Consider the following 22,428-nt stretch of genomic DNA (forward strand, 5'->3'; position numbering starts at 1 on the left):
ACTACTACTATAGTTATAAAAAAGGCTGTGGCTGTATGTAACGACACTGTCCAGATAACTGCAATGATTGCATACAAAGAATAGCATGAAATACATATTATACTTACCATAGAAATGACCTAGAGCTTTAAAAACTACTGATTGTAGCTGAGAAATAATAACGAAAATATTCCTCCTACTATTGCAAAACCGTATAGCTCCTAGTTCCTTACTTAAAAAGGTTACTGAGTTTCACATTATAGTTTTACATAAAATTGATAAACCAAATTTATTCTTAACCACTTCAAACTCCCCTCTTTATAACAAAACTTATATTCTTATAAACGTATTCGTGTACGATGAAATCTGTAATCAATCTAACCTAAACTGCAACTATAAAATACTGCTTGCGTTTATACATAAAAATTTATTTCTCATGTATAAAGGCTTTACCATACATTGCCCATATGTATCCCTAAAAATCATTAACTTTCGAACGATTAACCAAAACAAATTATAAAAAGTTCACAAAAGTGTCACTTATGAAAAAAGTTTCTAAGCTATATAATTACGTTTATGTTTAAAATAGAAAGGGAGTTTGTATTTTGCCAAGTAATAAAAAAGAAGGAATTATTTTCGGTATTTTTATGTGTTTTGGGATGGTTTCAATTATGACTGCCTACAACACAGCTTTGCACGGTTTCTCGTCTTTTACAATAGGGAGTGCAGCAATTCAATTTACTGTGACATTTATCGTCTCGTTTTTCGTAGAATCATTAGTTGAACCAAAAGCACGAAAATTCGCATTATCCCTACCTTATGATAAATCGAAAAAAATCAATATTATTTTAGCCATTTCTTTGTGCATGGTTTCTTTAATGGTTCTTATTATGTCAGGATACGGGCTAATTTTAATGTCGTTAATGATAGGAATTAAAGGTCCAATTTTCACCGCATACCTTAAAACTGTAGGATTAAACTTTATCGTTGCACTTCCAGCACAGTTATTGATTGTAGGACCAATCTCACGTTGGCTATTAACTAAATACGTTAAACCATCAACACAAATGCCAGAATTAAATGTATAAAAACAAGCAAGTTACTCGAAGTAGCTTGCTTGTTTTTGCTTTATTCATCAGGGTAAGGCCTGGTTAACAGTGTTACCAACAGCAGGAAGATCTATTGATAATTTCTTCCCTTGTACCACCTAAGTCATAATTCATTACTTATAGTCATTGTGTTTTCACTTATTGGATTATTTCTCATACCATTAAACGTACTAGAACAATCCTTACGTGTATCTCGCTGGCGAACGATATTTACTCCTCACTTCTCCATATAAATTTGGAAATGTAACTAGATAATTAAATACAAATAACCTATGTCAGAAATTTTGTTAAACGTATTATAGTTAGTACCTTACAGGGATATCATTCTATATTGTTCCATCACCAAGTCAAAATGAACGACAAAGAAAACGTAGTGCATCACTTAATGCTGTCGGCACAATCGACATATGACTTTCATCATTTAATCCACGAAAATCAATGTCGGCTAACATGTCGCCTTCAGCTAGACGCGTATATAAGCTCTGAGCATCATGATACATGTTTTTTTGGCTTGTGTGCTCAATGGCAATATACAGACGCTTATCATTTCTGGTTCTAAGATGTTTTTCTTCATTTAATACAGCACGGTTATTCCACCAAATAGATGGACTAAAGGCCAGATAATTTTGAAACAGATCTTGTCGTGTAAAAAGCGTGTATAAAGCAAACAATCCACCAAGTGAGTGTCCAAAAATTGCTTGTTTTTGTTTATTTACCGGATAATCCTTATGTATAACCGGCATTAATTTTTTCTCAATAAATGCTTGAAAGTCTTTCGCACCACCGTGATCTGGCCAAGGCTGTCCATCTGGTTTTTCTGGTAAATCCACGGTTTGCGCAGGAGGGGTGTAATCATACACGCGGAAAGAAGAGAAAACATCATTCCCTTCATACCCTATACCTACGATAATCAACTCACTCACACCAGTTTTATCAGCCCTACGACTTTGTAAGTTGACAATTTGATCTATCATCGTAAAATAAGCATCTCCATCTAATACATATAGTACAGGAAAACCTTCACTAGGTGGTGTACTTTCTGGGATAGAGATATCCACTCTATAATTATGGTGTGCTCCTTTCAAGTCGAAGCTTTCTGTCTTTCTACTTCTAATCACTAATCCCTCCATTGTGGAAACAAAATGTTCAAGTTATTTTTCTAGCTTTAATTAACAAATAAATAAAGTAAGGAACACCAATAATGGATACCACAATACCCACAGGCAATTCAGCTGGAGCAAAAATCGTCTTTCCGATAAAGTCACCAAATATGACAATAAACATGCCTAGCAGACCACTAATCGGTAAGATGTGTAAATGATTAATGCCTACTAATCGACGTGCAATATGTGGGGCAATTAAACCGACAAAACCAATACTTCCCGAAACGGAAACACAAGCACTTATGAGCGCAACACTACACAAGAGTAAAATCGTACGTTCACGACTTTGATTCACACCTATTCCAACGGTTGTCGTGTCATCAAATTGCAATGCGTTTAATTGGGAAGTTTTCATCATCATAATTGGAACAGCTATTACTATCCAGGGCAATATCGCAATAATCTGGTCCCAAGAGGCACTATAAATACTTCCAGATAACCATACGGTTGCCATCTCAAAATCCTGCGGGTTCATCTTTAAAGAAATATATAGTGTTACTGCACTGAAACCAGAATTACTTGCAATTCCTACAAGAATAAGCTTGGTCGGATCCATCACTCCATACGTTCGGGAAAATAGCAGTAAGAACATTGCGGCCGCCATTCCGCCTACCCAGCCAAAGAAAGACATATTAAATAGTGTAAACCAACCTGCACCTGAAATAGTTCCTTGAATAAAGAACATAAATAATACGATAGACATCCCAGCAGCTGCATGGATACCAAGTATTCCAGGATCAGCTAATTGATTTCGCGTAACTCCTTGCAATACTGCACCAGCGATACCTAATGCAAAACCAACGAGAGCCCCAATAATTATTCTTGGTAAACGAAATTCAAAAATAACCAAATCAAAAGCATCATTTTGATCAAATCCAAAAATAGTCTCATACACTTCTAGTGGTGAAATATCATATGTTCCATTTGTAACACTAATGTACATAACAACGACGGAAATTAGAGTGATTATCACAAAGGCAAGAACAAACCTAATCCATTTTTTATGTTGACTCAAAAGCTCCTTCCCCCTTTCTTATGGATTAAATAAAGGAAGAAAGGAACACCAAATATGGCAGTAACAACGCCAATTGGCGTCTCAAATGGATGATTAATATATCGACTAATGATATCGGACCAAGCCAAAAATAAACCTCCGAAAATACATGAAAAAGGAATAATTCTTTTATAGTTTTGACCAACTAGAAACCTTGCAATATGTGGAATAATTAACCCAATAAAAGCAATTTTCCCCGCTATCGCTACAGAGATACCTGTTAAAATAACTACACTCAACATTGCTAGTGATTTTATTAGTATAACGTTAATGCCTAAACCCTGTGCGGTGTCATCTCCTAAGGATACAATATTAATATATCTCGCGATTGTAAACGCTAAGATGAGACCAAAAATGGCAAATGGAATGGCCAATTTAATTAATGTTGGGTCCATTTGATGAAGTCTAGCATTATACCAAAAGCTTATATTTTGTGAGACTTGAAAATAGGTGGCTAATGCCTGCGATAGTCCATTCAAAAACGTCCCTAATATCGTCCCTAATATAGCTAGAGTTAATGGTGTCATACCACCAGGTAATAATCGAGCAATAGAAAAGACGAGGATAGCTCCGAATGCTGAACCAATCAATGAATAAATAATCATCATTGTTGGTGCAACATTCGGTAAAAAGATTAGACATAGTGTTATGACAAATACAGAACCATCAGAGACACCCATAATGCTGGGTGAAGCCAAAAAGTTTCTTGTTATTCCTTGCATCAGCGCACCAGAGACCGCTAGGAAGGCACCGATTAATAGCGCACCTAGAACACGTGGCAAACGAGATGTGCGTACAATAAGATGGTCCATATTTTCTGTGTCAAAATGGATGAAAGTGTCTAATACAGTTGTTAGGCTTATCGACTTGGAACCATATATTAATGAGACACTAACTGTTATTAATAAAAACAGGATGAGAAAAACGACTTGAATGGTACGTTTTTTTAATATAGAAATCATCAATTGTTACTCCCAATGCTAATAATGGTTACTTTGATAACTTTGCTTGGACTTGCTCTAGGAAAAGCATTCTGCTATAGAGCGGACCACCTTCTAGTAATGGATTTACTACATTCTCATATACTTGGTCCTCTTGAAAAGCAGTTATGTTTTGAACTATGGGATTATTTTTTAAATCTTCAAAAGCTTTACTACTCTCATCTGTACCGCTATCTTGAATTTGCATAAAAATATAATCCGGATTCATATCAGCCAGCTGTTCAACCGATATTGCTTCTTGTACTTCGGCTTTACTTATTAAGTCTGCCACTTCTAAGCCTAATTGATCATACAATAGTGGATTAAAAAACAGTTCTGGAGCATACATGAATACTTGTCCACCACGAATACGTAATGCAACTACCTTTTTACCTTCTAAATCTTCCAATATTGTATCTTTGGCTATTTCAATATTTTCATTAAATTCAGCTAAAAGATCTTCCGCAGTATCATCTTTACCACCTAATTGAGCCATTAAGTGAAGATTATCCTCCCAATTAGATGAAACGTGTGAGACAAGAATAGTAGTAGCTATTTTTTCTAAATTTTTAACGACTTCCTCTGGGAACTTTGTTGTTCCTAAAATAACATCTGGCTCTAATTCTAGTATTTTCTCAAAATTTGGCTGTTGTTTCTCTCCAATTGACTCAGCATTACCCATTGCAGATTGATAGATTTCTGGAAACTCTCCTGCCACGGTCACCGCACCAACAGGTTCAACCTCGAGCACAACTGCATCTTCCATTGCTTCCATTGCACCTGTAATCACAATTCGTTCCACATTCGCAGGTACAGTATAACTCTCACCAAGGTAGTCAATCGTTCTTTCCGTTGCTGAATCATCTGTTGATTCCTCTTCACTTGTTTCTTCTGCTTCTTTTGTGCCTGCTTGTTCTTCATTTTCATTGGTCGTTGTTTCACCCTGTGTGACGTCACTATCTTGACCGCATCCTGCTAGTATAATTAGCAAAGCTAACATGAACATAATAATTTTTTTCATTTTCATTTCTCCTCTTCGTGTAATTATTCTTATTTTCTAATTGTTTAAATGCTCTCGTAAAATTTTTCCTGTGTAGTTTCGTCTAAATAAATCCTTTTCCACTAATAATGGAATAACCTTTTCAAAAAACAAATCCATAGATTGAGGTGTACCTCCTGGTAATGCAATAAAACCATCCATCGCTCCATAATTAAACCATTCGATAATCTCGTCAACTACTTGCTCAGGTGGGCCGATTACGACCCAATGTTCTGAGTGGATGACTTCTGGTCGTTTCAGCAATTGTTCTATTTTAGGTTCATGTTGTGAAATATATTTCATTAATAAGTCCGCATGTGTCTTACTTCTTACGGATTGATTCTGATCTGGAAGTATCTCCGAGGTTAATTTTTTATGTAATTCATATTCTCTTAGATCTAATCCAATAATCCTTTCAATCGAGCTGTATCGTTGTTCCTTGGTGATATGCTTATGCGCATCTTGATACATTTGAAGTGCTTCTTCAAATGTATTACTAATAAAGAAATATAAACCTGGTAACACACGAACATCTTCTTCTGAGCGGCCATGTTCTGTTGCCTTTTGTTGTAAGCACCGACGCAATTCCATAGCAGCCTCAATACTTGGAGTAGCAGCAAAGGTAGCCTCTGCAACAGAAGCTGCAAAAATACGACCTGGTTCTGAAGCACCAGCTTGAAATAATAAGGGCTCACGAGAAGGATGGGCAGGCAAATTGAGTGGACCTTTTACCGAAAAATATTCTCCTTTATAATCGATTGGTTGTACAGTTCTTCTGCTGCTTCTGTATTTATATTCTTTTGTTGAAGTGCTTCGTTTGGAAAGCTATTCCACAACTTACGAACCACTTCGGTAGCCTATGTAGCTTTTGCATAGCGCTCTTCAGAGGATGGACGTTCCATTTGACCAAAGTTTTCACCACCATCAATGGAAGTAACAATGTTCCACCCAGCTCGTCCATTACTAATCCAATGTAAGGATTGCAGTTGTCGTGCAATAATATACGGTGGGTATGATGCTGTGGACATTGTTGTAACTAACCCAATATGTGTCGTTTGCTCGGCAATAGTTGTTAAGGTCAATGTTGGATCAATCCCTGTAGTTCCACCTGCATGAAAGATGATTTTTGGATGTGCAAATAATGAATCAGGCTTAAATACGAAATCTAATTTAACCACTTCGGCTCGTTTAGCTAATTGAATTTGTTCATCCATTGTGTCATATTAATCATGACTTGAACTCCTTTGTAACCGGTTATTAAGTGATAAACCAATAACAAGCTTTCTTTTATATTTCACACACGGATCAACCTTTCTAAGCTGATACATCTAATAAAATATCAGCTATCAAGAAATTAATAGTTAGATTGATAGAAATGTCACCTGCTAACCTCCTTTATAACCATCCATATACTTCATGTCACCAAGCTCCAAACATGTAACACGGAATGACTTTTATCATATTCTATTTCACATTATAACGATAATGATAATCATTATCAATAGAAAATCAACTTTTCTCCATAAATTTTGTAGTCAATCAGCCACCAACTTCATCACAAAGCCTACATAATTTTTCAATCGATGTATTAGAAATTCAGGGATTTCTTACTACTATTTTTAATAGATACACTAATTCTTAAAAATTCCAAGCCTAGTCATCCCTCTGTTTAAGACCATGTTGATAAACGAGTGCCAAGCAGTTTGACAATCAAGAATAAACTGTATCAGTGCCATTATTTACTTCCAATGAACTGAGGGACAGGTCCCTTGTCCCAGAAGTATACATAAAAAGCCCAGCCATACCGTTGTTGTATGGCTGAGCTTTTTAAATTTCTAGTCTTAATGGTGCTTAAATTGTTAAGAGTATTCTCCTATTGCATAGTATCATTGTACTCGGCAATAATTGAACGAAAAAAGTAAACTAAGCAATAGGTTTATGTTCTACAGGTGATGAAAGGTTAATTAATGAAGATGGCACTGTGTTGATACAACAACTCGTATGGCTGGAAATCTTGGCTTTAATCCTTTTTTAGTTTCAGATGCGACAGCAACTTTTGATAGACGTAATATTAATGGGGAAACATTAAGTGCTGATTGACTTTATTAAATTTGCATGAAGAATTTGCAACTATAAAAAGAACAGAAGAAATATTAGCAATGTTATAAAAAACATCTTTTCTTTTAGAAATTTTAAAAAGGCACATAACAAAGGAGAGTATTATAAATGGCATTAGAAATGAGAAAATTTTGTGAAGCTTGTGAACAGGATCGTGCCCACCATTTCTTCAAAATATAGCCTAGTATATTCTAACTAATTAATCGTTATCTTTTACAAATGAACACAAAATTGAAAGAGTTTGACTGCACAGATTTCATTAACAGAATAAAATTATCCTGTAAGTAAAATAGTTCCTACCTGTTCAACTCGGTTGGGGCTATTTATATATTTTTTTATTCAAAAAATATAATGCTAACATAAAACCCTCGCACCCACTTACACTCAAAACCAAATACCCTGTTTTTTTAAAAGTGAAGATTCTTCACCCAGTATTTAGTCTACTACGAAATAAAAGATTTACTCCATAGTCTGTGTAATGTAGGTGAAACTGATCTTATTGAAAATCATCAAAGGGGTAGATTTTATTGGCTGTAATCAAAAACCGACTAAAACTTAAATGTTAAGTAGATTAGTCATTATCTTAGTTAAAATATAATACTTTTTAAACTAGTTTTCATTTAAAGATTATCCTCAACAAAAAGTAACATCTAAACGGAAACTATCGCCGCATGATTGTAAAAAATATTTTTATCGCATAGTATCATTGTATGCGGAGCAAATCAGTTGATTTTGTTAGACGGTCTTATTCAATAGAAGACTACCATTATTGTTTGATTTAATAGTACTTATAGTATAGAACGGTTGAGTGAAGTTCTCCATTGGCCGATTTAGCATAATAAGGTATTTTACCAGCTTGACTGTAACCAATTGATGAATAAAGAAAATTTGAAGGGTCTCCTTCTCTTGTATCTAGAACTATTAATGACTTCCCTTCCTGCTTAGCTCGCTCTTCAGCCTTATTCATCAAATAGCGACCAATACCTTTACGTCGATAGTTAGGGTGCGTTAAAAGCTTTGCAATTTCAGCTCTATGATTACCATTTTGCTTCGTACATAGGTGCAGTTGTACACTTCCAACTATTTGATTGTTTATTTTTGCAACAAATAGAAGAATTTCTGTACTTAATAAATTTTTCCAATAATTATTAGCATCCGTTAGTTTTAGTGGAGGTAAAAAACCAATTGATGCTCCATCATCTACTACGTGTATCAAAAGTTCAGACAACTCATCAATGTATTTTTCAATTGAATCTATTTGTACAATTTTCACATCACTAATCATAAAATCACCTCAAGAATATAATTTACTTTCTAAATATAATAATAATTGATAATAGTAAATTTAAATACTTTTATTATTTATTAATCCTACCACTCAGGTTAAAAAGAAGAAATTACAAACTTTTAGGCTTTCTGTTATACGATTCTTTTCCAACTACTTTTACCACAATCTTACCCTATTGTCGGAAGACTTACCTCTTTGATACTGAATAGATTATTACAATATGTGTCATTGGCAGGAATCACAAGAATAATTCAATAATTTAAAATTTCTCATAATAAACTTAAAACACTTGTTAGGCTTTTAATAATTACGAAATATTGTTATAATTTAATTAGATAAGCAAAACCTAAAAAGACCACAGCGGTAACTGTGGCCTTTAGATAAGCGGTTCCCCCAGAGGGATCGGCTGTCCATCATACAGATAGACCTCACCTGATCACTTAACGGGTAAATAGGGAGGTCTATTTTTTATTGATGTTCGAAATAATCGACACAATCAAAGCGAGCAATGCGATTAAAAAGGTACCAAAACCAAACAGTACCATCATAATCTCATATAAACTCATGGGCATCACCCCCTTTCTGGGGTTAGCCGACCTCTCCTGAAAAGAACATTATCTTACTAGATTATAGCATACATACAAGGATTCAATAGAGCGAACGTTCTCTTCCTTTAGACGAAATTCCATTTCCTTTTAAACTGAGAAAAACTCATATAACGTACTTTATTCTTTAAATTTTGTTATCTATCTCAGAAGTGTCTACAACCTTACCAAACCATTTTGTGAGCTTGTCCTTCGCTTTTAATTTAATCTCATCATCAATAAACATCGCTACTTGAAATAAAGCAGCAGTGATTACTGCTAAATCATCAACAAAACCTACTCCTAGTGCTACGTCAGGGATTAGATCTAACGGTAGAATGAAATAACCTAATGCACCTGCGATCGTTATTTTTACTTTTAAAGGTATTTCCGGCTTCTGTAATGTGTAGTAAAGGATTAACACCGCATATACGACAGTTGAGCCAGCCTTCTTAGAAAACTTTTGAATCTTATTCCAATATCGATCATCGGAATAGTGCTTTTCATGTTTCTGTATCGTTTCTTCTTCCAGATTTTCTGCTTCTTCTTTTAACTCTTCTACATCTGTTCCTTCTATTTTCATATCTTCTTGTATCTCTTCATTATTCGGCTTCTTTTTTCTAAATTTGTCTAGTAAATTCATGTTTCTCCCTCCTGCGAAATTTCATAGTCTTCTTCCTATCATATTACCCTAATTCTTCACTTCTTTATCATATTTGTATTGTTGAAACTTTAAATAGTTTTTACTAGCCATTACCTGTGCTAGTGTCACGCAACAGTAACAAAGCATAAGCTAAAATATAAAATTATATTAATCAATTTCACAATACCAATATTGTCACATATGACTGAATAAGGTAATTATGAAATTGACTCAAATGTAAGGAGTGGAACCATTGATACAAAATATTCCGTACATGCATCAACAAACTCCATTACCACCTGGGAAATACGTTTATTCCAATAACTTTCCAGCCGTAATGGAACAAATAGCTCCAATCTACACGATTCCTACAAAACCAGTGTTTTTCGATCACTTAATGATGCATCTAGATAAGACAATTCGTGTCATAACGTTAAATGGACCGTTAGAAGGTACACTAACTGGTGTTGCTATTGATCACCTACAACTAACAATCGGAGATTATAACTATCATGTTCATTATCCAAATATTACTTATTTTGTTACTCCAAAATAATAAATCTACATGAAGTGTTATACTTCAAAAAATTGAACTTGTTCTTAAAAAATTCACTCCAATATAAGGTAGTTCATACCATTGGAGTGAATTTCAAACAACACGTATTCGTGTATTCATAATTACAGGCAACATTATTGATAACTCGCATTTTAGTTTTTTTAACTTCGTCACCCTCATCAGGATATCTATACGTAAATGGAAAAATCACACATACTCTAATACTATTTTTAGATAAAAAATAACCCCTGCCCCAATAAGGGTAAGAGGTTATTAAGAATATACCATTATGTACAACCTTCACATTCATAATAATTATCTGTTGCATCAATGGTTTTAATAAGATTTTTTATCGTAATATCACTTTCTTCAGTAAATTCAATATCAGCAACACGTTCTTTTATTTGTGCTTTAGCTTCACTCTCGCTAGCCGACACAATGCTAAACTGACTAATAAGACCAGAAGATATTACTTCATATTCAAATAGATATCGCTTCATAAAAAGTTCCCCTCTCTTTATAAGGTGAATTCTATTTTACTTTAAACAAGGAAGATATTTCAATTTTAATGATTCAAACAAAATTAAAGAGCAAGTCTCATTCAATAAACGGGTAGAAATGTTGAATGAAATAAAATGAATTATATAAACATCTGTGAGGAATTATGGTGAGTTTGTATTTTCGCAATTATTCAAATGTACTTAAAAAGAATTTTACGTAAGTCATAGTGGCATCAGTTTTATTAGAGTTAACCCTCTTTATATGGGCCGATATTCCTTTATTTTTAATCGGAAATGCAGTATCAGATTCAACATCCAATTTACCTATTATTCATCTATCTATCTCACTCTCAGGAGGACTTTTGTTCTCCTTGTTTTTTGTGCCAATCAATCTACAAGTTGCTAAAAATATAGCAAACATAAAACATCGTGGTGTGGTAAGTTCATTCATGTATATCCAGAGCATATGGATATTAGTGTGTTCATTATTTTTTGAAATAGTTATGTACTTTCATTTAACAAGCTGTGACGAAGGGATGTTAAACAGAATGAAAAAAATTGAATGGATGATTCAACTTCCATCCTTGATTCTATTATTGATATCTTTATTATTAAATTACAAAACTGGATCATTTATATCAATAGCCGGTGTCTTCTTGTCACTTATTATTAGACAAATTCGATTACATAAATATTCTTATATATTAGGTCATCCGGAGAGACACTTTTATAGGAGGGATCGGGTTAGTGGTAGTGAGGCTTGGGACGATGTAGATCAAGCAGAAACGTATGAAAGAGACTTTGAAGAAGATAAAAAAATAACTTATTGAAGTAGCGGGTTGTGATTGTTACAGATCAGGGAAGTTGTTGCCGCAGCTTCCTTCTTTTCAAATCAGCAAAAATTGCTTCATTTCAAGTGATGTCACGCCATTCTTCAAGTAACCTTCTTGTATTTTAATACAATACTACATCCTATACTTTAACATAAATATCCATTTCCTAATTGAATGATTGAACTATTAACAACACTAATCCAGTCTATCTCCACTTATAAAACCTTGTAAATCCAACAAAAAACAGTCCAATTTTTACATTAATTGGACCTTTTGCTATGTAATATCTTGTTTTCTCGAATCGTTCTCGTCCTTCTCAGTCTTTATCCATCGCCTTCCAGACCTGCTCATATACTTTCTTTAATGGAATGTTATGTTTTTTTGCAATTGCCTTACAATCTTCATATTCTGGTGAACTTTGAAAAACTTCCTCATTATTGATTCCTTGTTTAACTGTAACCGGACCCCATTCAGTTTCTACCTTTATAAACGCTCGTTCCATACGATGTACGGTTAAAGGATAGTACCGAATGCCAAGAGTCGTCGTTTCTTTTAGTAAAATAGATTTCATTTGTTCCATAGATTGTTTGGAACAAAGTAACTGAAGCAATACGCCTGGACGATTTTTTTTCATATAGATAGGTGTATAAAATACGTCATTTGCACCGGCTTCAAATAAAATATCCATGACATATCCGAGCCACTCCCCGGACATATCATCGAGATTCACTTCCATTTTAATCATTTGATCATCAACATGTTCATGATCAGGAGGTTTTCGGTTCATTTAGTATGTACCTCGCTTTCCAAAGTAGCTATCGGTTATTGCTGTTTATTTGCGAGTCGATGAACAAGTGCAGCGTTATACGCACCGCCAAAGCCATTATCGATATTCACTACACTTATTCCAGAAGCGCAAGAATTTAACATTGTTAATAATGCTGACAATCCATTAAAACTAGCTCCATAGCCAATGCTTGTCGGCACCGCTATAACTGGATGAGAAACCAGACCACCTACCACACTTGGTAACGCACCTTCCATTCCAGCAACAACAACCGAAACCGTCGCTTGTTGGATTTCTTCAATGTTATCAAAGAGCCGATGAATACCGGCCACACCAACATCATAGAACCGCTTCACCGGACAGCCTAATGCTTCTGCTGTAATTGCAGCTTCTTCTGCCACGCGTAAATCTGAGGTCCCTGCACAAACAATCGCAATATAGCTATTAACTCGATCTTTCTCTGGAATTTCCTTCTTCCACAGTAAAATTTCAGCCGTCTCATGGTAGTTGAATTCAGGAAATTGGACTTGTACAGATTCCGCCTTTTCTTTGGTAATGCGCGTTACTAACACAGCATTATTTTTCGCTTTTAATGCTTGGATGATCGCAATAATTTGTTCTGGAGTTTTACCTTCCCCGAAAACAACTTCCGGAAATCCCTGCCGTTTTTTGCGGTGGTGATCGACTTTAGCAAAGCCTAAGTTTTCATACGTTGCCAGTTTATCTTTTGCTTCTGTGATGCTCAGACTCCCGTCTTGTACTTGTTTTAATATATCTTCCATTATTTTCGCCTCGCTTTACAACAGAATTTCAGAGTGCATTTAATTGAAATTTGGTACGATAGATGTTACTAATTTTTCATATTTCTCATAAATACTTCTATATTTTTCATGATTGGACTGGTTTGGTTGAATCACCTTACCAACCGGTAAGTTTTGTTTAATGGCCTCAAACGAATCAACTTTACCAATCGCAACAAGTGCTGTCCATGCAGCTCCCCATCCAGCATTATGGTGTGTATCAGACAGATGAATTTCTTGTCCAAACACATCAGCCATAATCTGTACCCAAACATCCGATTTAGATAATCCACCGTTGACGCTTATCTTTACTGGCTTACCAGCTACTTCTTCTAGTGATTTTCCAATCTTGTATAAATTTAACGTAACACCCTCAAGCACGGCACGAGTTAAGTGTTCTTTTCTGTGTCCTATACTGAGCCCGAAAAAGTTTCCTTTTGCCTTTTGATTCCATAGCGGTGCACGTTCTCCGTTAACATATGGTAAAAAGAGAATTCCTTCTGATCCAACTTCCACATCCTCAACACCGGAAAGAAAGGCATCATGACTTCCCTCAAATGCAAATAAATCTTTTAACCACTGCAAGGCAATCCCACCATTGTTTGTAGCTCCACCAATAATCGAAGTATCTTTTGTAAATGCGTAGGTAAACGTTTCTTGTCTATTATTGATTGGCGCACCTTTTGTGAATTGTCTGATTGCTCCGCTTGTTCCAACCGATACAGCCACTTCCCCTGGCGTAATTGCTCCACTACCTAGATTTGCAAGTTGACCATCTGCCGCTCCAATAATGAAAGGTAATTGCGGGGAAATACCAAGTTCTGTTGCAAGGCTTTCGTTCAAGCCTGTTAACACTTCAGTCGGAGGAACAATACGAGACAACTGACTCTCCTTTACTCCCACCAGGTCTAATACATCTTTATCCCAAGATAGCATATCGACATTCATCAGTCCCGAAGCAGAGGCAATCGAATAATCAACTACTCTTTGTCCAAACCATTTTTGTAGCAAAAACTCTTTCAGAGACATAAAGTAACTTGCTTGGTGATAAGGTTCATAATCGTTTTCCTTCATCCACAATAGCTTTAAAAAAGGTGACATAGGATGAATCGGTGTACCCGTTTTTTGATAAACCTTTTTGCCAATATTGACATCCAGATTTTCCGCTTGCTCACTACTTCTACCATCCGACCAAATAAGCATGTCTGAAATAGCTTCGTTTTTTTCATCAACACAAATCAGTGAATGCATCGCTGACGAGAACCCAATTCCTAATAGATTCGCTTCTTGAAGCTTTGCTTTTGTGATAACATCCTTCAATGCTACAATCGTTTTTGTTTCAATTTCATACGGATTTTGCTCGACCCAGTCTTCCTTTGGATAAAGAGAAGTGATCAACTCTTCCGCTTCTTCCACCACATTTCCATTTAAGTCAAACATAACCGCTTTAACACTCGTTGTACCGATATCAAGACCGATAACAAACTCTTTCCCCATCATTCCCACATCCTTTTCTTTTTTCACTAATCCTTCTGTTATACCAAGGCTGTATATATAATAAATCTGCACCCTGCTGAATCACTGAATCGGTGCTTCCATTATTTATTGATAAATTACTGTTCTCCAATAATAACGCGTAGCACATTTGGATGGTTCGGAAAGGTTTTTGTACCCGCACCGTACCCAATTGTCTCAATTTTCATCGTCGGAATCGTTCCAAATTCTTCTGCTATGACAGCGACAATCGCTGCACCTGTTGGCGTCGTTAACTCTGCCTTTAAATTACTTTGCTGAACTGGAATACCCTTCATGATTTCAAGTGTCGCTGGGGCTGGTACAGGATAGACACCGTGATCGATATGTATATGACCAGTTCCCATTGGTACAGAAGCGGAAACAAATCTATCTATGTTTAATTGGTCTAATAATATCGCTGCACCTACAATATCAATAATAGAATCCACAGCACCAACCTCGTGAAAATGTACTTTATCTAAAGATACGCCATGAATCTTCCCCTCTGCTTCCCCTATTTTTTTGAAAATATCTAAGGCCATTTTTTCTACAGCTTCATTAAATCCTGCAGTTTCTATCATTTCAACGATATCTTTGTAGGAACGATGGTGATGACTATGTGTATGACCATGACTATGCTCATGTGTATGGCCGTCACTGTGACTGTGCGTATGGGTGTGACTATGCGTGTGCTCATGCGTATGGCTCGTATGACTATGATGATGCCCGTCTGTATGTACATGGTCGTGCTGAAGGCTTTCCTTTGTATCATTTAATATCACATCGAATTTAGTACTTGTGATTCCGTTCTTTATTACCTTTTTCCATTTCAATTCATATTCTTCATCGATGTTCAACTTCTTTAATTCTTCTTGTAAACGGTTAAAATCTGCACCTGCATCTAGCAAGGCAGCGATAATCATATCTCCACTAAGTCCTGAGAAACAATCAAAATAAAGCAATTTCATATTTACGACTCCTTTTTCTATTAATTATTGGAATACCATTAATCTTAGCTTACCACTTATTTTGTTTGTTGTTTATTTAACCCTCTTGATTTAAACTAGAGTTTATATGAATAAAAGGATTTCTAAGCGTACGTTTTCATAAAGTTCTCATTTTTTTAAGTGAACTTGAAAATTATCGTTACGTCCTTTATCGTTCATTCCACTTTTAAGCAAATGGAAAAGAGGGAATTACTATGGTTACCGGTGATGGAGCATACATTAAAAAATTAAATAGAAGTTTTATCCTTGAAAAAATTATCGAACATGGCATGATATCTAGAGCTAACTTATCTAAAATAACTGGATTAAATAAAGCAACTATCTCGGTTCAGGTAGCCAATTTATTAGATCAAGATTTGATTTATGAAACACACCAAGAACATAATACGGTTGGAAGACGTCCTATTTTGCTTGGTATAAATCGTGAAGCAGCATGCGTCCTCGGTATTAATATCGATTACAAGTATATAACTTATACGTTGTCTGATCTATTAGGGTTTCCTTTACTATCGAACACCTATGATCTAGAAACATCCGATTATAATGAAATCCTTGATCTCGTAGCTACACATATCACAGAATTTCAAAACAAATGTTCTGAATACCGATATGGCATGGTTAGTGCTGTCATTGCTATACACGGTACAGTAGGAAAAGATGAAAGCATCTTCTTTATTCCTCAACACCAATGGCGTAACAAAAATCTAAAAGATGACCTTGAGAAAAAGACTGGAATAACCGTACATATCGAAAATAACGCTAACTTAACCGCTTTTGCCGAAATCGTATTTAAACACCATCATATTGATAACTTGTTATGTATCAGTATGTATACCGGCATTGGTCTCGGAATCATTATGGATGGTGAAGTGATCAAAGGTTACCATGGCTATGCAGGAGAAATGGGACACATGATTATCTTCCCTGACGGAAAAGTTTGTAAATGTGGCAACAAAGGATGCTGGGAACTTTACGCCTCAGAGGCAAGTCTGTTCGAGCATCTTTCCAAAAAGTTAGACAAAACAGACATTAGTTACCGAGATATTAGCAAGTGGTTAGCTAAGAAAGACCCTATTGTTACGAAGGAGATAGAACAATTTATCAAACATATTTCCATCGGCCTAAATAATATTATTAACTTATATAATCCAGAAACGATTGTGCTTAACAGTGAAGTATTACATCACATTCCAAATATTATCGATGAGCTCCAAAGTAACCTTGTGTCCACGGTGAGTCAATATCGAGAATTAGTCATCTCAGATTTAGGCAAGCAGTCAACTGTAATGGGAGCTTGTGCTCTTGGAATTAAGAATTTTCTAGAGATATCCTCTCTTAGCTTAGATATCTCTTCATAACTGAAGCTAGTCTGATTTTTGGCCTCTCCCCTCGCCTAGATGCGAGGGGTTTTTTGTTGGTTATAAACACCTCGGGACCCTTTCGAATTCCGCCACAACACACAAAAAATTTAATGACTTCATAGTTGATCCATATTGCTTCAATCACACCAAAAAAACAATTAGTTTACTCGATAAACAAATTAACTCTTATATACATCATATAGCTATTTATTTTAATTTTCAAGGTGATTTTTATGAATGGATATGGATGTTGTGAATTGTATAAACAACAAGATTAATTATTGATTGTTAGTGAGTAACTTAAAACGGGTTCTACTATTAATAGCTAATACACAACAATTTGCATTTTTTAAAGTGTGGTGCAACTTTTTCATAAATTAGTATATGCATTATTATACGCAAATTTATTAGTTACCTTAGCCACTGATGTTGATTCATCTACTACAATTTTTATGTGCATATTGACTTACTTTGAATTGCAAATATATCGGTATATCTTTACTTAAGATAAGCCAAATGTTTATGTTAAAATATATACAGATAATGTAAAAACAGACAAAGTTGACTACTGTAATAAGAGTGATAAGAAATTGTTAGGTTGGTCTATTGGGGGTTATGGGAAATGGCTTCATTTTTTTTACTGATGTCTATTATAGGGATTATTGTTCTTCTCGGAATTATTTCGACTTTTATTTATAGCGTATTAAAAAACAAAAAACACTATTATTCTTGGTTTATCCTCGCTATGCTGTTATTTTTTTTGTACATAACCGTCCATTTGGTTATTGATCAACTCAGATAACTATCAACAAATGCACTTAAATTAATGATACGACATGGTTATGGTTAGGATTACACTGGAAATATGCTACCTTAGAGGCGAAGGAGATAAATGTTATGAAAATAATCATGGAGAGAATAATTTATTTTGTTTTAACAATTTTAATTTTCATGGTGCTATGGAAAATAACCGGAGAGGTTTGGGAAAAATTCGTTCCTTTGAATGATAAAACAAATGTAATAGGACTAATATTTGTCTCCCCCATCATAGTCATCTTGTCGTTTGTCCTAGCCGGCTTAACCTTTCATTTTATAAGGAAACCTGATTAAGCATTCTACCTGGAAGAAGCCTTCCAATTTTATGTATAAAACTATTTTGCTAGTAACTTGACAGTACTATTCAAGAAATATTTTCTGATTTCGACGGGAGGAAAAATTATGACTATGAGATTAGAGATCCCCTTATTTATGTTTATCTTATTTTTGGTTACTGGACTCCAATATTCTGAATTTTTTGAACCACTAGGGTGGTGGCAGTACCTAATAGCTCCCTTACCTATGATGTTGTTAGTTTGGCTATTGTTTGACAAGTTAAATCTTAAGGAAAAGAGAGTTGACAATGGCGTCGGTGTATTGATTATACTGTCAGGAGCAACCATATGGATAATTTTAGAGGTTTTTATCTAAACAAATAACCTTTCATTAAGATGGTTAATGCATCTTAAAACTATAAAAGCAGAATAATAGAGATGAAGTATGAAGATTTCATGTTGAAATTATCTATGCATAGGGGGATATGAATTGGATAAAAAAAGGAAGGTATTATTCAGGATTTCAATAGGTTTTAATATACTTCTTATTCTAATGATAGCTTGGGGATTTATAAAAATGAACTTCGTTAAGGAGCAAGTGCTTGTTACAGAAGTTCAAGCTAATTTAGTAGAATTAGAAGGCTTGATTGCAAACCAAATTGATGCAAATTGGTCTGAGCCTAACTTGGTTACAACTGAATTAGGAGATGTATTGAACGGAATTTCACTTGGTGTGACTACTGGGGAACAATTAGGAACTCTTTCTAAGTCTGAAAAAGAGATCCTTAGAAATTTATATTCAAAATTAAATCAGTATCCTAATGACGAATTATATAATTTCGTTGATTTAACTGAAGAAGATAAAGAGAATTTTGAAAAACTACGAGAAACACTCCGTGACGTAGGGTTAGGATTAAGGATTTCAATAAGTGGAAACATGGACTCCTTTATGAAGAAAGCAGAGGAATTAGAAGGAGAAATCAGATCTCCAATAAATTAGAAAACTACCATGTGCAAAGTTGTGTTCGTAGCTTAAGTGATGGACAAAAGATGAATATAGCAGGGAGAAAAGGAATATGTATAGTTTGCTAAAATTTATAATCATATTTTTATTATTTTTCGCCTTGGTTTTTCCTATTGCAACTTTAATTCATGAACTTGGGCACGCATTAACGGCAGTGATTCTGACAAATAAAAAGCAGAAATTAAATTTGGAATAAATTTAAGGATAAGGTGTAAGTATTGGTAGATTAACGATAAAAAAGTCCAGCTTTTTTTGTAATTTGGTTAGCAAACTTTCTTGTCTCCACTTAAATGTCCTCCTCAAGTTGTCTTTCTAGACGTCTTAGCCTTACTATATTAAAATATAACGATTTTCCCATAATATTTGTATTCAGGAATAATCGGAGATTCTTTTAAGCCCTCCTGCTGGTGTTCCCCTATCAAAATTATACTAGAAATAAACACCATAAAACTGACAAACAATCAAATAACGAAACCTATATAATGTTAAATTCGTCTTATCACATAATGGGAAGGAGTGTATCTAATGAAAAGAAAAGTATTCATTACTTTTACTGTTATATTGTTAAGTCTTTCAATCGCAGGATGTAGCAGTTCTGAAATGGAAGGTATTATTTTAGAAGTAACAGAAAATGAGCTATTACTTTCAAAGAATCTTTCTCTGGACAAGTATGAAGATATAAAAAACAAATCAATTTCAGAGATACAGGAAGAAGAAAAAGGTATTTCCTTAATTTCTTTAGCATATGACAATACAGAGGAATGGTCAAAAGGTGATGAAGTAAAAGTATGGATTGCTGGAGATATACTTGCATCCTATCCTGAGCAAGCTAAGGCTAAGAAAATTCAATTAAAAAAATAAGTTTCTCAACAATCCAGGGCAATTGTGAAACAAAATAAATTTTAAAACTCTGGATTCAAATCTAATAGAATTGTTTATATTTCAACTAAGATACTAGTAGAAGACTGGACTAATGTAACCGATTAATAGGATGAAACACAGCAACTACTATTGTTTTAATAGCTGAGGAGTCCAGATTGATCTTGTTTGCAACAACGCCATTATCTAAAAATACAAAGTAGGTTAAAGAATACGTCATTACGAATCTGAAATAATCAAATTATTTAATTGAGAATAGTTATCACTTAGTGTATATTAGATAGTAAGATACATATAATTGATTAAGGAGAGTTGTATAATGCAAATTTATTGGACTAAAATAAATAAGATTATTGAGGAAACGTCTGAGGTTAAAACCTACCTGCTCGACTGTCCGGAAAATTTTACATGGGAAGAAGGTTCCCACACCCACTTCGCACTGGAAGGTTTCAATGCCGAAGAGAAACCAAACCGTAGCCTGATTCGCCATATGTCAATCTCCACTTTACCGCACGAAAATTCAATCGGTATCACCACACGCATCAGAGAGCAGTGCTCTGAGTTTAAGACGATTTTAAGAAACCTTGAAGTCGGCAATGAAGTTGCCATATTTAAAACGCATTCGAATGTCCCCCTTAAGAGAGAAAACAAAAATGTTTATCTGCTATCATCAGGGGTTGGTCTAGCAACTTTCAGACCGCTTGTACTTGATTATTTCGAACGTGCTGACAACGTCAATCAAATTCATTCCCTGAACATCGATTCATCAAGAGATTTCTTATTTACCAATGTTTTCGAATCCACACCTGACAAGAAGTTCACATCACAGTTCGTCGATAACCGTAAAGACTACTATGAAGAAGTGAAAAACCTTGCTGAAGATAAGGATGGACTCTTCTATATTGTCGGTAGTGACGAGTTCCTTGTTCAGAACATTGAATTACTGCGTGAACAAGGGATTAAGCCAGAACAGATTATGCTCGACAAGCATGAAATAGTAATGCCTGAATTTTTGTCAACAAATTAAGCGAAACAAATTATTATCTTATTAAGCAATAGTTTAACAAAGGATCATCGATTACGACGATCCTTTGTTTTAAAGAAATTAATTATTGGAGAAGAAAGCAAAAATCATCGAAAACGGCAGGTAAGAATATTTACCGATTGGGGATATTCGTTTTTTTAGTATTCTACTGTTATTTTCGCTTCAGATTTGTCAAATAATAATTCTATGAATTGTTTTTGGTCAATCTTTATAACTCTTATACTTAAAAAGTGTATGATTCACCGTCATCTGGGACTAGAACACTAGAAGAGATTGCTTTTTCATTCGTAAAACTTTTTAATTCTTCTCTTGATAATGTCCAATGATTAACTGCTTCCATGTGGCTAGCAATAATTTTTGCATCAGGGGCAGCTTTATGGACATTGTAGACATCTTCTTTTCCCATAACAAGAGAACCGCCTTCTAAGAATTGGTTATCTCCAGCATTTACGACAATTACTTCTGGATTATGTGTTTCAATCTCTTCTTGCACTCCATCATACCAAACTGTATCTCCAGCAACATATAATGTTTTCTCTGATGAGTGTTTGAAGACAACACCACTTACTGAACCAACAATTTTTAAGATTTCGCCTCTTCCATGTTCGCCTTTTGTTTTAATTAACTGGATACCTTCGAAGACTGTATCCTCTTGTAAAACCTCTACATTTTGAAAACCATCGTTTTGTATTTTTGTTGCATCTTCTTCATGTTGGGCAAATAATTTAGTTTCTTTTGGCAATACTTCTTTAGCCGCATCGTCCCAGTGATCAGGATGAATATGAGTTACGATAACTGCATCAATACTTTGAATGATAGTTTTAATGGAGGTTGGTAAGTTTACCAAAGGATTGTTTTGATCTTGTCTTATTGAATTTGGAATAGGAGGATAAGCGCCTTTCCCTCCTAAATATGGATCAATTAAAAACTTTTTCCCTGCATATTCAATGACTAGTGTTGCATTTCGAATTTGCTGTATATTCATATTTAAGACTCCTTTTTGTTTAAAATTATCTTCGAACAATTTATATTGTAAACTATACCTATGGATGGTTACATAGATTAAATAAAGT

The 22,428-nt window shown here is 34.7% G+C and carries 21 protein-coding genes and 2 pseudogenes; 9 read left to right on the top strand and 14 right to left on the bottom strand.

Translation table 11 applies throughout. From position 1 onward, the window contains the following. Positions 1-584 precede the first annotated feature (584 nt). Positions 585-1,067: a DUF2798 domain-containing protein gene (locus QQS35_RS18155; RefSeq protein ID WP_285933641.1), complete on the top strand. Its 483-nt coding sequence runs from the start codon at positions 585-587 to the stop codon at positions 1,065-1,067. Positions 1,068-1,435: 368 nt separating this feature from the next. On the opposite strand, the gene QQS35_RS18160 is transcribed toward QQS35_RS18155, so the two are convergent. The 5 genes and pseudogenes from QQS35_RS18160 to QQS35_RS18180 form a co-directional block, all read right to left on the bottom strand. Beyond that, positions 1,436-2,206, bottom strand: coding sequence for an alpha/beta hydrolase (locus QQS35_RS18160; RefSeq protein ID WP_285933642.1), 771 nt, complete (start codon positions 2,204-2,206; stop codon positions 1,436-1,438). Positions 2,207-2,234: 28 nt separating this feature from the next. Further along, positions 2,235-3,266, bottom strand: coding sequence for a FecCD family ABC transporter permease (locus QQS35_RS18165; protein ID WP_285933644.1), 1,032 nt, complete (start codon positions 3,264-3,266; stop codon positions 2,235-2,237). Further along, positions 3,263-4,267, bottom strand: a complete 1,005-nt coding sequence (locus QQS35_RS18170; protein WP_407933983.1) for a FecCD family ABC transporter permease — start codon at positions 4,265-4,267, stop codon at positions 3,263-3,265. Before QQS35_RS18170 ends, QQS35_RS18165 begins: the two co-directional genes overlap by 4 nt. A 28-nt stretch (positions 4,268-4,295) precedes the next feature. Further along, the gene (locus tag QQS35_RS18175; RefSeq protein ID WP_285933645.1) at positions 4,296-5,312 is read right to left on the bottom strand and encodes an ABC transporter substrate-binding protein; all 1,017 of its coding nucleotides are present in this window, start codon (positions 5,310-5,312) and stop codon (positions 4,296-4,298) included. 30 nt (positions 5,313-5,342) lie between these two features. Next, positions 5,343-6,597 (bottom strand): annotated as a pseudogene (locus tag QQS35_RS18180) (NtaA/DmoA family FMN-dependent monooxygenase). A gap of 704 nt (positions 6,598-7,301) precedes the next feature. On the opposite strand from QQS35_RS18180, the pseudogene QQS35_RS18185 reads away from it, so the two are divergent. Beyond that, positions 7,302-7,492: pseudogene (locus tag QQS35_RS18185) on the top strand (cysteine hydrolase family protein); the annotation flags it as partial. 728 nt (positions 7,493-8,220) lie between these two features. On the opposite strand, the gene QQS35_RS18190 reads toward QQS35_RS18185, so the two are convergent. The 3 genes from QQS35_RS18190 to QQS35_RS18200 form a co-directional block, all read right to left on the bottom strand. Further along, positions 8,221-8,727 (bottom strand): GNAT family N-acetyltransferase, encoded by a 507-nt coding sequence (locus QQS35_RS18190; RefSeq protein ID WP_407933984.1) that lies wholly within the window; start codon positions 8,725-8,727, stop codon positions 8,221-8,223. 464 nt (positions 8,728-9,191) lie between these two features. Further along, complete coding sequence (locus QQS35_RS18195; RefSeq protein ID WP_285933646.1) at positions 9,192-9,296, bottom strand: putative holin-like toxin; 105 nt, start codon at positions 9,294-9,296, stop codon at positions 9,192-9,194. A gap of 166 nt (positions 9,297-9,462) precedes the next feature. Beyond that, on the bottom strand, positions 9,463-9,957 hold the full coding sequence (locus tag QQS35_RS18200) for a YkvA family protein (RefSeq protein WP_407933985.1): 495 nt from the start codon (positions 9,955-9,957) through the stop codon (positions 9,463-9,465). A 253-nt stretch (positions 9,958-10,210) separates the two neighbouring features. Between QQS35_RS18200 and QQS35_RS18205 the strand changes: the two genes are divergently transcribed. Next, positions 10,211-10,513 carry a DUF2642 domain-containing protein gene (locus QQS35_RS18205; protein WP_285933647.1) on the top strand — a complete coding sequence of 101 codons (303 nt, stop codon included), beginning with the start codon at positions 10,211-10,213 and terminating at the stop codon, positions 10,511-10,513. Between the two features lie 287 nt (positions 10,514-10,800). On the opposite strand, the gene QQS35_RS18210 is transcribed toward QQS35_RS18205, so the two are convergent. Continuing rightward, positions 10,801-11,013, bottom strand: a complete 213-nt coding sequence (locus QQS35_RS18210) for a hypothetical protein (RefSeq protein ID WP_285933648.1) — start codon at positions 11,011-11,013, stop codon at positions 10,801-10,803. Between the two features lie 548 nt (positions 11,014-11,561). Here QQS35_RS18210 and QQS35_RS18215 point away from each other — a divergent pair. Continuing rightward, the gene (locus tag QQS35_RS18215) at positions 11,562-11,843 is read left to right on the top strand and encodes a hypothetical protein (RefSeq protein WP_285933649.1); all 282 of its coding nucleotides are present in this window, start codon (positions 11,562-11,564) and stop codon (positions 11,841-11,843) included. 319 nt (positions 11,844-12,162) lie between these two features. On the opposite strand, the gene larC2 is transcribed toward QQS35_RS18215, so the two are convergent. The 4 genes from larC2 to larC all read right to left on the bottom strand — a co-directional run bounded on the left by larC2 (position 12,163) and on the right by larC (position 15,916). Then, the gene (larC2, locus tag QQS35_RS18220; RefSeq protein ID WP_285933650.1) at positions 12,163-12,633 is read right to left on the bottom strand and encodes a nickel pincer cofactor biosynthesis protein LarC2; all 471 of its coding nucleotides are present in this window, start codon (positions 12,631-12,633) and stop codon (positions 12,163-12,165) included. Positions 12,634-12,668: 35 nt separating this feature from the next. Beyond that, complete coding sequence (gene larB / locus QQS35_RS18225; protein ID WP_285933651.1) at positions 12,669-13,415, bottom strand: nickel pincer cofactor biosynthesis protein LarB; 747 nt, start codon at positions 13,413-13,415, stop codon at positions 12,669-12,671. Between the two features lie 39 nt (positions 13,416-13,454). Next, a complete protein-coding gene (locus tag QQS35_RS18230) occupies positions 13,455-14,957 on the bottom strand; it encodes a gluconokinase (RefSeq protein ID WP_331490836.1) in 1,503 nt (500 codons plus the stop codon). 89 nt (positions 14,958-15,046) lie between these two features. Further along, a complete protein-coding gene (gene larC / locus QQS35_RS18235; protein ID WP_285933652.1) occupies positions 15,047-15,916 on the bottom strand; it encodes a nickel pincer cofactor biosynthesis protein LarC in 870 nt (289 codons plus the stop codon). 233 nt (positions 15,917-16,149) lie between these two features. Between larC and QQS35_RS18240 the strand changes: the two genes are divergently transcribed. The 5 genes from QQS35_RS18240 to QQS35_RS18260 all read left to right on the top strand — a co-directional run bounded on the left by QQS35_RS18240 (position 16,150) and on the right by QQS35_RS18260 (position 21,337). Next, entirely contained in the window at positions 16,150-17,313 is a 1,164-nt protein-coding gene (locus QQS35_RS18240; RefSeq protein WP_285933653.1) for an ROK family protein, read from the top strand. A 1,221-nt stretch (positions 17,314-18,534) separates the two neighbouring features. After that, complete coding sequence (locus tag QQS35_RS18245; RefSeq protein ID WP_285933654.1) at positions 18,535-18,783, top strand: hypothetical protein; 249 nt, start codon at positions 18,535-18,537, stop codon at positions 18,781-18,783. A 114-nt stretch (positions 18,784-18,897) separates the two neighbouring features. Next, complete coding sequence (locus QQS35_RS18250) at positions 18,898-19,407, top strand: hypothetical protein (protein WP_285933655.1); 510 nt, start codon at positions 18,898-18,900, stop codon at positions 19,405-19,407. 549 nt (positions 19,408-19,956) lie between these two features. Beyond that, positions 19,957-20,292 carry a DUF3221 domain-containing protein gene (locus QQS35_RS18255; RefSeq protein ID WP_285933656.1) on the top strand — a complete coding sequence of 112 codons (336 nt, stop codon included), beginning with the start codon at positions 19,957-19,959 and terminating at the stop codon, positions 20,290-20,292. A gap of 337 nt (positions 20,293-20,629) precedes the next feature. Beyond that, positions 20,630-21,337, top strand: coding sequence for a dihydropteridine reductase (locus QQS35_RS18260; RefSeq protein WP_285933657.1), 708 nt, complete (start codon positions 20,630-20,632; stop codon positions 21,335-21,337). Positions 21,338-21,578: 241 nt separating this feature from the next. Here QQS35_RS18260 and QQS35_RS18265 read toward each other — a convergent pair whose 3' ends face one another. Next, positions 21,579-22,340: an MBL fold metallo-hydrolase gene (locus tag QQS35_RS18265; RefSeq protein ID WP_285933658.1), complete on the bottom strand. Its 762-nt coding sequence runs from the start codon at positions 22,338-22,340 to the stop codon at positions 21,579-21,581. Positions 22,341-22,428: the final 88 nt, after the last annotated feature.

The organism is Aquibacillus rhizosphaerae (assembly GCF_030282825.1).
Classification (GTDB): domain Bacteria; phylum Bacillota; class Bacilli; order Bacillales; family Amphibacillaceae; genus Aquibacillus_C; species Aquibacillus_C rhizosphaerae.